Annotated in this window: 11 protein-coding genes; 7 read left to right on the plus strand and 4 right to left on the minus strand. The window is 39.8% G+C overall.

Annotated features, from left to right (window positions below; genetic code table 11):
- The first annotated feature begins 129 nt into the window (after window positions 1-129).
- Both B9A52_RS08300 and rsmG read left to right on the plus strand, forming a co-directional pair.
- Complete coding sequence (locus B9A52_RS08300) at window positions 130-1485, plus strand: vanadium-dependent haloperoxidase (RefSeq protein WP_084119861.1); 1356 nt, start codon at window positions 130-132, stop codon at window positions 1483-1485.
- A 135-nt stretch (window positions 1486-1620) separates the two neighbouring features.
- Window positions 1621-2253 carry a 16S rRNA (guanine(527)-N(7))-methyltransferase RsmG gene (gene rsmG, locus B9A52_RS08305; protein WP_084119862.1) on the plus strand — a complete coding sequence of 211 codons (633 nt, stop codon included), beginning with the start codon at window positions 1621-1623 and terminating at the stop codon, window positions 2251-2253.
- A 453-nt stretch (window positions 2254-2706) separates the two neighbouring features.
- Here rsmG and B9A52_RS08315 read toward each other — a convergent pair whose 3' ends face one another.
- Window positions 2707-3753 carry a sialidase family protein gene (locus B9A52_RS08315; RefSeq protein WP_084119864.1) on the minus strand — a complete coding sequence of 349 codons (1047 nt, stop codon included), beginning with the start codon at window positions 3751-3753 and terminating at the stop codon, window positions 2707-2709.
- A 45-nt stretch (window positions 3754-3798) separates the two neighbouring features.
- On the opposite strand from B9A52_RS08315, the gene B9A52_RS08320 reads away from it, so the two are divergent.
- The gene (locus tag B9A52_RS08320) at window positions 3799-4020 is read left to right on the plus strand and encodes a hypothetical protein (RefSeq protein WP_084119865.1); all 222 of its coding nucleotides are present in this window, start codon (window positions 3799-3801) and stop codon (window positions 4018-4020) included.
- A 26-nt stretch (window positions 4021-4046) separates the two neighbouring features.
- Here the strand turns inward: B9A52_RS08320 and B9A52_RS08325 are convergent, their stop codons facing one another.
- Window positions 4047-5582 (minus strand): Fic family protein, encoded by a 1536-nt coding sequence (locus tag B9A52_RS08325; RefSeq protein WP_084119866.1) that lies wholly within the window; start codon window positions 5580-5582, stop codon window positions 4047-4049.
- Between the two features lie 498 nt (window positions 5583-6080).
- Here B9A52_RS08325 and dnaE point away from each other — a divergent pair, with 498 nt between their 5' ends.
- The 4 genes from dnaE to selD all read left to right on the plus strand — a co-directional run bounded on the left by dnaE (window position 6081) and on the right by selD (window position 13004).
- Window positions 6081-10367, plus strand: a complete 4287-nt coding sequence (gene dnaE / locus B9A52_RS08330) for a DNA polymerase III subunit alpha (protein ID WP_084119867.1) — start codon at window positions 6081-6083, stop codon at window positions 10365-10367.
- A 173-nt stretch (window positions 10368-10540) separates the two neighbouring features.
- Window positions 10541-10861: a thioredoxin gene (gene trxA, locus B9A52_RS08335; RefSeq protein ID WP_084119868.1), complete on the plus strand. Its 321-nt coding sequence runs from the start codon at window positions 10541-10543 to the stop codon at window positions 10859-10861.
- Window positions 10862-10935: 74 nt separating this feature from the next.
- On the plus strand, window positions 10936-11982 hold the full coding sequence (mnmH, locus tag B9A52_RS08340; protein ID WP_084119869.1) for a tRNA 2-selenouridine(34) synthase MnmH: 1047 nt from the start codon (window positions 10936-10938) through the stop codon (window positions 11980-11982).
- On the plus strand, window positions 11964-13004 hold the full coding sequence (gene selD, locus B9A52_RS08345) for a selenide, water dikinase SelD (RefSeq protein ID WP_084119870.1): 1041 nt from the start codon (window positions 11964-11966) through the stop codon (window positions 13002-13004). The genes mnmH and selD overlap by 19 nt, the downstream gene beginning before the upstream one ends.
- On the opposite strand, the gene B9A52_RS08350 is transcribed toward selD, so the two are convergent.
- Window positions 13001-13627 carry a 3-keto-disaccharide hydrolase gene (locus tag B9A52_RS08350; RefSeq protein WP_084119871.1) on the minus strand — a complete coding sequence of 209 codons (627 nt, stop codon included), beginning with the start codon at window positions 13625-13627 and terminating at the stop codon, window positions 13001-13003. The genes selD and B9A52_RS08350 overlap by 4 nt on opposite strands.
- A gap of 128 nt (window positions 13628-13755) precedes the next feature.
- Window positions 13756-14319, minus strand: a complete 564-nt coding sequence (locus tag B9A52_RS08355) for a DUF502 domain-containing protein (RefSeq protein ID WP_084119872.1) — start codon at window positions 14317-14319, stop codon at window positions 13756-13758.
- Window positions 14320-14367 lie beyond the last annotated feature (48 nt).

A 14367-nucleotide genomic window follows, 5' to 3' on the forward strand; every position in this document is an offset into this window, starting at 1 on the left:
ACAAAAACTTTGGAATCGCGTATTAATAATTAGCTTTGATGTCCAAAACCCGCTCCAATAATTCCTTCTTTGACTTAAACAAAGGGAATTGTTAAATTTGAAGTCCAATTGCATTAGTATTGCCTCACAATGAAAAACACCTTCCACAAATTTCTACTGACTTTGTTTGTCTTTGCCGGTTTGATAGCCTGTCATGACAACAGTGATTATCAGGAAATCATTACCGATGGTTCCTACCAGACTGCCGCTCAGATCAGATTGACCAATGTCATCATTCACGATATTTTTTCTCCGCCCGTGGCCAGTAGGATTTATGCTTATCCATCAATCGCCGCATATGAGGTAGCAGTTTTGGCAGACCCCCAGTATAAAAGTTTGATGGGACAATTGAATGGTTTTGAACCTGTTGATTTTAATACTGAAGGGGAAATTTATTTTCCTTTGGCGTCCTTGGCGGCATACTATAAAGTAGCTACTGCTTTGATTTTTTCTGAAGAAATGATGAATACGCACAAAGAATCTGCATTCAAGGAAATAAGGTCAAAAGGAATTCCGAAGAAAGTATTCAATCGATCCCTTCAATTGGGTGAGGAGGTAGCAGACCATGTGATTGCTTATTCCAAGAAAGACAATTACCACCAAAGCCGATCATTTGAAAAATATACCGTAAGCAATGCCCCAAATACCTGGCAGCCAACTCCGCCGGCTTATATGGAAGGAATAGAGCCTCATTGGAATAAAATCCGATCGTTTGTATTGGATTCTGCTTCCCAATACAAAACAGATCCACCCACTGAATTTTCAAGCGATAAAAACAGTCAGTTTTATAAAGAGGCTGAGGAAGTTTTTGTGACTACCCAAAATCTTTCCACTGAACAAAAAGACATTGCCATGTTTTGGGATTGCAATCCATACAAAGTAAATGTCAAAGGCCATGTCATGTTTGCTGAAAAGAAAATCACTCCCGGTGGCCATTGGATGGGGATAGCGGCCATTTCAGCCAAAACAGCAGGACAGGATTGGAAAGGTACCGCCGAAACTTTGGCCATGACAGGAGTTGCCTTGTTTGACGGGTTTATAGCCTGTTGGGATGAGAAATACAGAAGTGTTTTGATCAGACCGGAGACTTATATCAATAAATATATTGATGAGGAATGGTTGCCGCTTTTGCAGACTCCTCCATTTCCGGAATATACCAGCGGGCATTCTGTAATTTCCAATGCAGCTGCTGAGACTTTGACCGAGCTTTTTGGTGAGCCCTTTCATTTTGTGGACTCAACGGAAGTTGCTTATGGGCTCCCTATTCGTGAATTTGATTCATTCAGACAAGCTGCAGAAGAAGCCGCAATCAGTAGACTGTATGGAGGAATCCATTACATGCCTGCGATTGTCAATGGCGCAACTAAAGGTCAAAAGGTAGGCCATCACGTATTAGGCAGGGTTTCTACAAAAAATGAAAATCTTGCAAAAGTTGAAAAACAGTAGTTGTATCTACGCAATTCTACTACTTTCTAAATTAAACTCAATTTAGGTGAGATCTGATATTTGTCTAATTCCTCAGGTCAGTCATCGAAATCCGTTAATATCCTTTAATTTTGTGGATAAGAAAAAATCAAATTCATGGACATTATCCTCAAGTACTTTCCTGACCTCACTCCTGAGCAAAAAGAGAAATTTTCCAAACTCAAACCCATTTATGAGGAATGGAATGAGAAGATCAATGTGATCAGCAGGAAAGATATGGAGCATTTCTATGAAAAGCATGTTCTCCATTCTTTGGGGATTGCTAAAGTGATTGAATTTAAGCCAGGGACAAAAATATTGGATATCGGAACCGGAGGTGGTTTTCCTGGGATTCCGCTCGCTATTTTATTTCCCGATACCCATTTTCATTTGGTGGATTCCATCGGTAAAAAAATAACCGTAGTCAAAGATGTTGCAAGGCAACTCAAACTTACGAATGTAGAAGCCCAACAAACAAGAGCAGAGGATTTGGTAAGAAGGTATGATTTTATTGTCAGTAGGGCAGTTACCAGATTTGCCAATTTCCTTCCATGGGTCAAAGGAAAATTCAAAAGAGAAGATTTCAATGAATTCCAAAATGGCATGTTATTGCTCAAAGGTGGGGACGTGGATGAGGAAATGGAAGAAAGAGACCTGAGTTACGTATCCTACCATTTGGATGATTACTTCGAAGAGGAATTTTTTGAGACCAAAAAGGTGGTCTATGTTCCTTGGGAAGGGAAAAGGTGATGGGAAGGATGAGGGATGAAGGAAAAAGGATGAAGGGCAGAGAGCTAAGAGAAAAGAAGGGAGAACCAAGAAGCAAGAAACAACAAGCGAGAACAATGTCTTGAAAAAACAAGTAGATGTAATTTGAAAGAAAGATTGTCCTTGTCATTTCGCCTACCTGACCTGTTAGGAACGTAGAAGCTTGATTGCCGTGGTGGAAGAAATCTATTGCTCCGGTATGAAAGTTTCCAGACCTCTCTCCCTTACAGTTGTCGAGATCGAGGTGACAAGGCAAAGCATTTTCAAAATAGTTGTCCTTATTTTGATGGATAGCTACAGTCATTTAACCTTTCCTTGTCATTTCGACGAAGGAGAAATCTATTTTCCCGATTTGGCCAAATAGACAGGGCTCCTCGAAAAACAGAGAGATTGAGATGACAAGAAAACATTTTTTGATACCCTTTAATACTCTTTTTAAGGCTCAATTTCATCAACCTTCATTTTCACAAACTTGATCCTTTCCCGGTTCCAGGTATAGCAAAATATCAAATGGCCATTTTCATAAATGATTGAAGGATAAGAAAACTCATTGTTACCTTCCCCGGATTCAATCACTTCTTTGATGGGCCAAGAATTACCATTGTCAAATGAAATGGCCAATTGCATGGGATAGCGCTTGCCCCAATTTTCAGCTACCGGATTATAGACCAAAGCGATGGTCTCATTTTGGATTTTGACCAAATCTATGCCGCTGTTGTTATTGGGAAGATCGGTCAATTCTACTGGTGACCATGTAAATGCATTGTCCTTGGAGTCACTTCTTCCTATTCTGCCAGCTGAGGTTCTCAGCAGCATGTGAATATTTCCAGGTTTGGATTCCCATAACGCAGGCTGAATAACTCCTTCTCCCGTAATTATTTTTCGGTCCAAAATCAGTGTTTCTGTATTCAGCCAGGTATTTCCTCCATCTTCGGAACGGTCAACAAAGGCATTCCATACCCTATTTTTTTCGATGGAAGCAGGTGCAAGCCATGTTCCGTCCGACAAAACCAGGATATGGTTTCTTACCGGACCTCTGCCACCCTTGTCACCTTCAACCAGCTCTTTGGCCTGAGACCATGTATGGCCCCGATCTTCAGAATACATCACCCAGGTTTCCCAATCATCGATTTCCTTTCCAACTTTGAAATACAGATGAAGCTTCCCATCAGGCGCATTGAACAGGACAGGATTCCAATGGGCATCTTCCCTTACTTTGACCAACATTTTTGGGGGAGACCAACTGCCGGGACTGCCTTTGGAAAACCAAATCCCCACATCGTCATCCTTTTCCCTGGTACCTGCAAACCAAACGACCATATATTCCCCTTCCCCCAGACTTTCGATGGAGGAAGCATGGCATTGGGCAAAAGGGCGGTCATCCCCAAAGATGAATTCGTCAGATTGGACCTGCAATTTGATGTTCTGGGCAAAAGTGCCAAAACAGAGGGAAAACAGAAGGACTAGAAGGAATTGTTTCATCGGTTGTATAAATTGTATTTTTGAAGATACAATAAATGTATAAATATGTATTTTCAAAGATACGTTTTTGCAAAAAGTGGCAATTCCGTCACTTATCCCCAACAAGGTGATTTTTTGGTCAATGACAGGTATGTATTTGAGGTTGGCAGCAAAAATAAAGACTTCAGTCAGATCGCAAACCTCCCCGATTCATTCATTGCTGCAGATGATTTGGAATACGGATTGGGCAATAAAATTCCGTTGTTTCTTTTTGGGTTTTTGTATTGAGGAAATACGGAGCCCCCAACTCAATCCTAATTAAATATTCTCACAAACTCATTCTGAATAGTGATTACTTCCCCATCACTGAGCAATTTGAATTCGTTTTCTCTGGCTCTTTTTGATAAAATGCCATTGTTCTGTTCCAGGAAATTCAGTAAAAGGGAGATCAGTTTGTCAGGCATTTCAAATTCGTCTTCCAAGAACCTCTTAAATTCATCGTATTTTGTCAGAAAGTCGACTTCTTCCGGAATGATATGACGGATAGTATCTTCTACACATTCATAAAGAAATTCAGCTTGCTTGGTAGCATCAAAATATCGGTAGTAATCAACAGTTTGGTTCAGTACATTGACATTGTGGTCTTTGGTTTCATCCCATTGGATAATATCCAATAATGGGATTGAGTATGATTCCAACACTTTCCTGTAGTCGTTGATTCTGTCCAATATGGCAGCAGATACAGGGAAAATAATTCCCTGCTGCGAAAAATTCATTTTACATAGAATGTGATGAATCAAATACCTGTGGATACGACCGTTGCCATCTTCAAAAGGATGAATAAAGACAAACCCAAAAGAAATGGCAGTAGCCACCAAAACTGGATCCATTTCACTTTTCACTAAATGGGCTTCTGTTTCCAAAAGTCCATTGATCAAGATTTCAATATCTTGCCATTTTGCCGAAATATGATCAGGGATAGGTTCTCCGGTAATCCTGTCATGTTCTCCCACAAAACCTCCTTTTTTTCGAAATCCCAATTCCATGAAGCGTGGGTTTTCAATCACCAACTGCTGAAGTCTAAGTAATTCTTCTTTTGATAAATTGCGCATCCCGGCCTGACCGATTGCCTGTCCCCAACGTGCCGCCCTTTTGCTTTTCGGGCTTTCGCCCTCAATGGTAAAGGATGCCTTTGAATCTTTCAGAAGCAAAAATGAAGATGCCCTCTGCAATATATCCTTGCGGACTTTATTTAAATATATGGATTGCTCTTCGGCAAAATTGGCCTTGATATAACCCTCCAATTTTTCCGTCCTGAAAATCAAGGGGCAAAAATCAACCGTACCAGGAAGGTTATTGATGATCCTGTGGCGGGGAGATTTTGGTCCATCCTTTATTCCGAATTGGAGATGATCTTCAATTATAGGGATGAAGTTTCCGGTACTTAAGTTTTCTACAGCCAAAGTTCCTCGCATCAACCATTCATATATAAACCAAATTCTTCGGCTGTATTGGCCCAAGGGTTCTAATTGTATGATTTCAATCACCTCACTTTCACTTAGGTTATCAAACAGTTTTTTGAAAAACAGCAGATTGATTCCCTCATATTTCAAAGCAAATACAAGGTGCTTGTACAAGGTGTCATCTGGTTTATGTCTGGAGGTATAAACCGCCCAGTTTTCTGTTTGGTATTGCCTTTTTTTTGTGCTGATAAGTGTTAGTTTCTGAGGCATTGGCATTTCCAACTGCAAAGCCTCTATAATAGCCCCATAACCTACCAACCAGCTTTCCTCAGGTGCCGCTCTTCCGTGAAAAACATTTATAAAAAGTGAAAAACGTTTATTATTCATTTTTAAAGGTGAATTTTGATTTGTAAAAGTAGTGAAAAACAATTACTGTGGGTGAAAAATGCTTATTTATTTTAAAAAAGGTGAATTTTATTTTCTTTAGTTAGGAATTATCTAATCAAAGATTTGAAATCAAGGGACTCTCATTTTAAGGCGAACGCAAAGAAAATTAAGGAGCGAAATACAATAAAAAGAAGCCCATATTAACAACCTATAAGAAAACAGGCGGATAAGAGCTTTAAACAAACGCCTTTTGCAAAATATCATCAGAATTTTCCCGATTCCTTTTCACTGATGGTTTTTGTCAATCGCTAACCTTCCAAGAAGGGTTGTAGGTATTGAAATATAGGATTTTGTGATTTATTCGGATTTCTCAATTCTTCTCTTGATAACTCATTGTTTTTTCAATTTCAAAAATTAATTCCCGACAATTTCCGCCAATGACTTAGCACCTCCCGCTTATATGTGTTAATTTGGAAGACCTAAAATTGACAATTGAGCATGTACATTATTTTTGATACCGAAACCACCGGATTACCAAGGAATTATAATGCCCCGATGACCGACCTGGACAATTGGCCGCGATTGGTGCAGATTGCCTGGCAGCTTCATGATGCCAAAGGCAAGTTACTTTCCAACAACAATTTCATCGTCCGACCGGAGGGCTTTACAATTCCTTATAATGCCGAAAAAGTACATGGGATTTCCACGGCAAGGGCCAAGAAAGAAGGGCATGAATTGGAAAAAGTGCTGGCCCTATTCCATGAAGATGTAGAAAAAGCCAATTACCTGGTTGGACACAATATCGGTTTTGATATCAATGTGGTGGGTTCTGAATTTTTGCGCAAAGGAGTTCCCATGAGACTTCCCGAGATGAAGGAATTGGATACCAAGGATATCTCTACGGATTTTTGTGCATTGCCCGGAGGAAAAGGTGGGAAATTCAAATGGCCAACCTTGACCGAACTGCACCATAAACTTTTTGGGAACGGATTCGCAGATGCCCACGATGCAGCATATGATGTGGATGCTACTGCCAAATGTTTCTTTGGATTGATTACCCAGAAGGTATTGACACCTGAAAAAGGAGTGGAGGTATCTGAAGTCATTTACGAAGCACCAAAACTGGACATTGCCAATTTTGCCAATGCTAAGGATGAACAGAAAATAGCTGCTAAAGATGTATTGAAAGCAGCGGGAACAGCAGATATATCCGATATGACGGATATGCCTTTTTCCCATTTGCATGTGCATACCCAATACTCCGTCTTGCAGGCCACTTCCGAAATTCCCGCCATGATAGCCCTGGCCAAGCAAATGAAAATGCCTGCCATTGCCATGACAGATCATGGCAACATGATGGCAGCCTTTAATTTTGTGAAAACTGCTTTGGCTCAAGATATCAAACCTATCATCGGTTGCGAATTTAACCTGACCAATGACAGAAATAACAAAAACCAAAAAGATGATGGTTATCAAACAGTGCTTTTGGCCAAAAACAAAGCCGGTTATCATAATCTAGCCAAATTGTCCTCCTATGCCAATATTCAGGGTTATTATTACCTGCCTAGGATTGACAGAGAGCTTTTAATGCAGTACAAAGGTGATTTGATTGCGACAACTGGAGGCCTTTGGGGAGAAATTCCATACTTGATTCTGAATGTTGGAGATACCCAGGCGGAAGAGGCCTTTATTTGGTGGAAGGAACAGTTTGAGGAGGATTTTTATGTGGAGTTGAACAGGCATGGTATTCCTGAGGAGGAAAAAGTCAATGAGGTATTGCTGCATTTTGCAGAAAAATATGGGGTCAGATATTTTGCAGCAAATAATACTTATTACAACCATAAAGTAGATGCCAAGGCACATGATATTCTACTCTGCGTAAAGGACGGGGAGTTGGTAGAAAAGCCCAAAAAATATGTAGGAAAGCGCGGACGGGAATACCGCTATGGATTCCCCAATGATGAATTCTACCTGAAGAGTCCCGAGGAAATGAAGAAACTCTTTGCAGATCTTCCTGAGGCCATTGCCTGTACCAATGAAATTGTCAATAAGATCGAAACCTACAAATTGGCAAGGGAAGTATTGCTTCCGAAGTTTGATATTCCTGAAGAGTTCAAGGATCCATTGGATGAAGAAGATGGCGGAAAAAGAGGAGAAAACGCTTACCTCAGATACCTGACTTACGATGGAGCCAAAAAGCGTTATCCCGAATTAACAGATGAAATTAGGGAAAGGCTGGATTTTGAATTAGCAACCATAGAAAACACCGGATACCCGGGATATTTTTTGATTGTGCAGGATTTTACGGCTGCTGCCAGGGAAATGGGGGTATCGGTCGGGCCCGGTAGGGGTTCGGCAGCAGGTTCTGCGGTAGCTTATTGTACCGGTATCACCAATGTGGATCCCATTGCTTACGATCTACTATTTGAGAGATTTCTTAATCCGGATAGGGTTTCATTGCCCGATATTGATATTGACTTTGATGATGAAGGCCGTCAAAAAGTCATCGATTATGTCATCAATAAATACGGATCCAATCAGGTTGCCCAAATCATTACCTATGGCACCATGGCAGCTAAATCCGCCATTAGGGATACAGCAAGAGTTCTGAACTTGCCCTTGTCCGAGGCCGACAAATTGGCCAAATTGGTTCCGGACATCAAACTGAAAGCACTTTTTGATCTGACAAAGGATCGGGCAAAGTTGGCCGATAAACTCAAAGGAAACGGGGAGGATTTGGGTAAGGCCGATGAGCTAATCCGTATCTCCAAAGGTCATGATGAACTGTCTAAAACGATCAATCAGGCAACTATCCTTGAAGGATCGGTAAGAAACCTGGGAATCCATGCCTGTGGTGTTATCATCACACCGGGAGATATTACCGACTATGTCCCTGTGGCATTGGCCAAGGATTCTGACATGGTCTGTACCCAGTTTGATAATTCGGTGGTAGAAAGTGCAGGATTGTTGAAAATGGACTTTTTGGGTCTGAAAACCCTGACATTGATCAAAGATGCGGTTAAGATTGTCAAAGAAAGGCATGGGATTACTTTGGATCCTGATAATTTCCCGATTGATGATGTCAAGACCTATGAGCTATTTCAGCGAGGTGAGACAGTAGGCATATTCCAATACGAATCTCCCGGAATGCAGAAATACATGCGGGAACTCAAACCGACTGTTTTTGCGGACCTGATAGCCATGAATGCCCTTTACCGGCCAGGACCTCTTGCCTATATTCCTTCTTTTATCAAAAGAAAACATGGACTGGAACCGATCAGTTATGATTTGGAGGATATGAAAGAATATCTGGAAGAGACTTATGGGATTACTGTCTATCAGGAACAGGTGATGTTGCTTTCGCAAAAATTGGCAGGTTTTACCAAAGGTGAGGCAGATGTCCTGCGTAAAGCCATGGGTAAAAAGCAGAAGGATGTACTTGATAAGATGAGACCAAAATTTATAGAACAGGCCTCTGCCAAAGGACATGATGCAAAGAAATTGGCAAAAATCTGGACGGATTGGGAAGCTTTTGCCTCTTATGCGTTCAACAAATCCCACTCCACCTGCTACGCTTGGATAGCCTATCAGACAGCCTACCTCAAAGCCCATTATCCAGCGGAGTATATGGCGTCAGTGTTGAGCAATAACATGAATGATATCACTCAAGTGACGTTCTTTATGGAAGAATGCAAGCGTGGCGGCATAGCAGTATTGGGGCCGGATATCAATGAATCGAACAGTGGATTTACTGTCAACAAAGAAGGGCAGATCAGATTTGGTCTAGCGGCAATCAAAGGTGCCGGCGGAGCGGCCGTGGAAGCGATTATTGCCGAAAGAGAGAAATCAGGTACCTATAAGAATATTTTTGAGTTTTGTAAAAGGGTCAATTCAAGGGCTGTCAATAAAAAAACATTGGAGGCATTGGCGATGGCAGGAGGATTTGATTGCTTTCCTGAGCATCACAGAAGACAATACTTAGAGTCTGCAGATGGAGATGCCAATTTGCTTGAAAAAGCAGTTAAGTACGCCCAGAAAGTGCAACAGGAGGCTGACAGTTCTCAGGTCAGTTTATTTGGAGGTGGAGCAGGTATGGAAGTGCCGCTTCCTTCGGTACCTCCTATTGAACCATTCAGTCAATTGCAACAGCTGAATATTGAGAAGGAAGTTGTAGGACTTTATATTTCGGGGCATCCTTTGGATCAGTTCAGGGTAGAAATTGAATCATTTACCAATACTCCTATGACGGAATTTCCGGATATGGAATCTTTGAGGAAAAAAGGGGATATCAAAGCAGCAGGAATGGTGACCTCATTTGCCCACAGGACTACAAAAACTGGAAAGCCTTTCGGAACACTGACCATGGAGGATTACCATGGAGGACATACCTTCTTTTTATTTGGTGAGGATTATATTCGGTTCAAAGAATATTTCATGACAGGTTGGTTTTTATATATCACCGGTTCAGTTCATCCCAATAAATGGAAGGAAAATGAATTTGAATTCAAGATCAATACGATAATGCTTCTAAATGAGGTAAGGGGTAAAATGATCAAGGGATTAAGGGTCAATATTGATCTCGATGACTTGACCTTGGATTTGATGGAGAAACTGGAAAACATCACACAAAAGTATAAAGGAGAAGCTAAGCTTTATATTAATATAATTGATAGCAAGGAGAATATTACTCTGGATTTGATGTCTAAAAAATTCACAGTAGATCCCTCCAATGAAATGATCAATGACTTGGGTCAGATTCCGGAAGTCGTTTATCAAATTTTATAGTATCAAATTCATGCCATGACTTCGAGTTATGGCATGAATAGTCCTGTTAAAAATTTAAATATGTGCCATAGATTTTATCAATCATAATTAATCCAATTCAGGAACTTATTAGCAGTGAATACACTTACCTACTATATTTAGAAATTCAAGAAACAAATAAAAAATATATTAAAATGGCAAAAGCAATAGAAATTACTGACGCAAATTTTCATGAAATCATGAATTCCGAGCACCCGATCCTGGTTGATTTTTGGGCAGAATGGTGTGGACCTTGTAAAATGATAGGTCCGATTGTAGAGGAATTGGCTGGAGAATATGAAGGAAAAGCAGTTATAGGAAAAGTTGATGTGGATTCCAATCCCGGAGTCGCTTCCCAATTTGGGATCAGAAGTATTCCTACCCTACTGTTCTTCAAAGGGGGCGAGATAGTGGATAAGCAAGTTGGAGCGGTTCCAAAAGCAATTTTAGCTAAAAAACTTGACGCTCAGCTTTAATTATAAAAAAAAGAAACAATCAATAGCCACAAAGATTCATACTTTGTGGCTATTTTTATTTTTATTCAAATTTGATGAAAGAGATATTGGTTGATATTGAGAGTTTTTTGGAATTAAGAGAAAGTATTCCTGTGCTTGATGTGAGGAGTGAAGCTGAATTTTTTCAAAGCCATATCCCGGGAGCTATCAATCTGGCCATTTTGAATAATGAGGAAAGAAAGAGAGTAGGAATTGTTTATAAAAATGAAGGAAGCTACCAAGCAATGATAAAAGGCTTTGAATTAGTAGGGCCCAGATTTCATTTGATTATTAAAGAAGCCATAAGGCTTTTTACCGAAAAGAAGGTACTAATCTACTGTTGGCGGGGAGGTATGCGAAGTGAAATTATGTCATGGATTCTTGGTATGGCAGGTTTTGAAATTTTCAGATTGAAGGGTGGCTATAAAGTTTATCGGAAGCTAACTTATGAGGTCGTCCGGCAAAAAAGAGACTACTTGGTTTTGGGAGGTAAAACAGGAGTTGGTAAAACTGATTTATTACATCATTTGAAAAAACTTGGAGAAAACACCATTGATCTTGAAGATCTCGCCAGACATAAAGGTTCTTCTTTCGGAGGTATAGGTAAGGATCCCCAACCAAGCATTGAGCAATTTGAGAATATGCTGGCGGAAGAGTTTTTTCGGATTTCGGATTCAAAGGAAATTTGGATTGAAAATGAAAGTAGAAGGATCGGAAAAGTGATATTGGCAAAGGAATTATATGAGCATATAATCAAAGCTCCCTTGATAGAAATTCGTAAAACAAAGCAAGAAAGAATTCAAAATATCAAGAAAGAATATGCCCACCTACCTGTTGAAGATTTGAAAAATGCAGTAAAGAGGCTTCAGAAAAAACTGGGAAGCTTGAGAACTGCAGAAGCCATCGAAGCTATTGAAAGCCGGCAGCATGATTTATGGATCGATAATCTGCTTCAATATTATGATAGAGCCTATGACTATGATCTTGAAGAAAATCCAAGGGATCTAGCTTTAAATTTGGACCTGAGTAATATTGACTTTAAGGAATCTTGTTTGAAACTTATATCTTTAAAAAAATCCATCAAATGGAAAACGGAAAAATAAGGTTGACCCAGTTCAGTGAAGGTTCCGGATGTGGTTGTAAAATTGCCCCGGCAGTTTTGGATAGTATTCTGGCGAATAGAAAATCCAAGGAAATTTCTTATGATAAATTACTTGTTGGCAATTCAACGAAAGATGATGCTGCAATATATCAAGTCAGTGATGAATTGGCCATGATCAATACAGTCGATTTTTTCACTCCAATAGTGGATGATGCCTTTGATTTTGGAAGGATTGCCGCTGCAAATGCAGTTTCTGATGTTTATGCCATGGGCGGCAAACCTTTATTTGCAAATGCAATTTTAAGTTGGCCGGTTGAAAAAATAGATTCTATGGTTGCAAGCGCGGTTTTGGAAGGAGGAAGGGAAATCTGTGAGCAAATTGGTATTCCCTTGGCAGGAGGACATAGTATTGCATCTAAGGACCCCATATTTGGCTTATCAGTCAATGGCATAATTAATCCCAGAAACATCAAAAAAAACAGTGGGGCAAAAACCGGGGATCTGATTTATATCACCAAACCTCTTGGTATAGGTGTTTTGGCCACAGCTTTGAAGCGTGAAAAAATCAGACCCGAAGATTATACCCTTATGCTTCATTACGCTACTGCAGTCAATTCAGTAGGTGAAGTTTTTGGTGAATTGGATTTTATAAATGCCATGACAGATGTTACCGGGTTTGGTATATTAGGACATTTGGTCGAGATGGCAGAAGGTGCGGGTCTCTCTGCCGTTATTCATAGTGGTAGTATTCCCCTTATCGAAGGTGTTCAGGAATATATTTCACAATTTATTTTCCCCGACAATACATACCGTAACTGGAATGCTTATAGCAGTAAATCGGATGGAATAGTTGGTATGGAATTGGTCAAATTCTGTGACCCACAGACCAATGGCGGTCTTTTGGTCGCAGTGGATCCCAATCATCAAAAGTCCTTTGAAATGGAATTGCAAAAATATGAACAAAAAGCATGGGTAATCGGAGAATTCCAACCCAGATTACCCCATGTTGTTTCAGTGATTTAAGGTAGTATTTTAACCCTGATATTCCTGTAATAAATCACGCTTTCAGGGTCATGGGCCTGAAGGGCAAAGGTACCGCTGTCGATTCTTTTCTCCCCTGCATTCTCTGGCCTGTTTTTATCTTCTGACTCAATATATTCCATTACGGTTTTGCCATTGATTTTTACGGTGACATGATCTCCTTTTACAATGATATGTTCAGTATACCATTCCCCATCTTTGACATGGACTTCTTTCACGTCATTGAATGAATATAAACTACCTGTTTTTCTCCAATCGCCGTGTGTTTGGTTAACCTGCACTTCATAACCTTTATTGGGCCAACCTGTTTCTTGGTATTTGGTATGGAAAAATATTCCTGAATTGGCTTTGGGCATGGTCTTGACTTCAGCAATAAATTCAAAATTCTTGAAATTTGCATTGTTGACTTCTCCAACATAAAAAGCGTGGGCTCTTGGGCCATCTATTTTGATAACTCCATCCTCAACTGAAAAAGAGGCAGGATTTTCTGAAACTTTCCAGCCATCAAGATTTTTACCATTGAACAAGGGAATCCATCCATCCTCTTGGGCATGTAGGGTTGTTGAAAGGATCAATAAGGTTACTAAGGTTATCAGGATTTTCATGGTTTTTGGCTGTTTTGGTTATAAAGTTATTGTCTAAAGATACATGGACATTTGTAGAAATCTAAGGAACATTACAATTCCGCATGAAATCTGCACAAATTAATAATTCTTAAATATGGTTTTATTTTTTATCTGACTCTTGGTAATATAGAAACCCCTCCCGAAACGATAAATTTCATCATGTCTGCACTTTTTACATTTTTCAAGATCCTTACATTTTCTTGTGGTACCAGATATAAATTACCGGAAAAGTTATAACTGTGGGGGAAATATATAGCTACAAGGTTTTCTTCCTCCAAAACAGAAAGGTCATCCTGTGTAATAAATCCCAATCTGGACATACCTTCCGAAAGTTTGACAATTACGGGGATATTGAATTTCTTCTTATCTCCCACAAAAGCAGACATCAGGTCTTTGATGCTGGTGTATAGGATGTTGATTAATGGAATTTTAAAGACCCATTTTTCAAATATTTCAAATAAAGGCTTAGTGACAAAAATACTGGCCAAAAAACCGATAAATGTTATAAATGCCAACATGATCAAAATACCCAAACCTGGAATGGGAATAGGTAATATGCCATCCAAAAACTGGATGATCAGTAAAATAACATAAATAGTTAAAGCAATCGGAACCACAAAAAGCAATCCACGGAAGAAGTAAGTCAGAATTCTTTTATAAGTATAGGCCATAATTGATCGTTAAGAATTATAAAAATAGCTATTCAACGAGGAAAATCC

This window comes from Aquiflexum balticum DSM 16537 (genome assembly GCF_900176595.1).
Taxonomy (GTDB): domain Bacteria; phylum Bacteroidota; class Bacteroidia; order Cytophagales; family Cyclobacteriaceae; genus Aquiflexum; species Aquiflexum balticum.

Bases quoted from the DNA above. Each gene is read 5' to 3' on its own strand.
- mnmH (WP_084119869.1), top strand. From the start codon at position 10,936: ATGAAAGAGATATTGGTTGATATTGAGAGTTTTTTGGAATTAAGAGAA.
- B9A52_RS08300 (WP_084119861.1), top strand. From the start codon at position 130: ATGAAAAACACCTTCCACAAATTTCTACTGACTTTGTTTGTCTTTGCC.
- rsmG (WP_084119862.1), top strand. From the start codon at position 1,621: ATGGACATTATCCTCAAGTACTTTCCTGACCTCACTCCTGAGCAAAAA.
- selD (WP_084119870.1), top strand. From the start codon at position 11,964: ATGGAAAACGGAAAAATAAGGTTGACCCAGTTCAGTGAAGGTTCCGGA.
- B9A52_RS08315 (WP_084119864.1), bottom strand. From the start codon at position 3,753: ATGAAACAATTCCTTCTAGTCCTTCTGTTTTCCCTCTGTTTTGGCACT.
- B9A52_RS08350 (WP_084119871.1), bottom strand. From the start codon at position 13,627: ATGAAAATCCTGATAACCTTAGTAACCTTATTGATCCTTTCAACAACC.
- trxA (WP_084119868.1), top strand. From the start codon at position 10,541: ATGGCAAAAGCAATAGAAATTACTGACGCAAATTTTCATGAAATCATG.
- B9A52_RS08325 (WP_084119866.1), bottom strand. From the start codon at position 5,582: ATGAATAATAAACGTTTTTCACTTTTTATAAATGTTTTTCACGGAAGA.
- B9A52_RS08355 (WP_084119872.1), bottom strand. From the start codon at position 14,319: ATGGCCTATACTTATAAAAGAATTCTGACTTACTTCTTCCGTGGATTG.
- B9A52_RS08320 (WP_084119865.1), top strand. From the start codon at position 3,799: ATGTATTTTCAAAGATACGTTTTTGCAAAAAGTGGCAATTCCGTCACT.
- dnaE (WP_084119867.1), top strand. From the start codon at position 6,081: ATGTACATTATTTTTGATACCGAAACCACCGGATTACCAAGGAATTAT.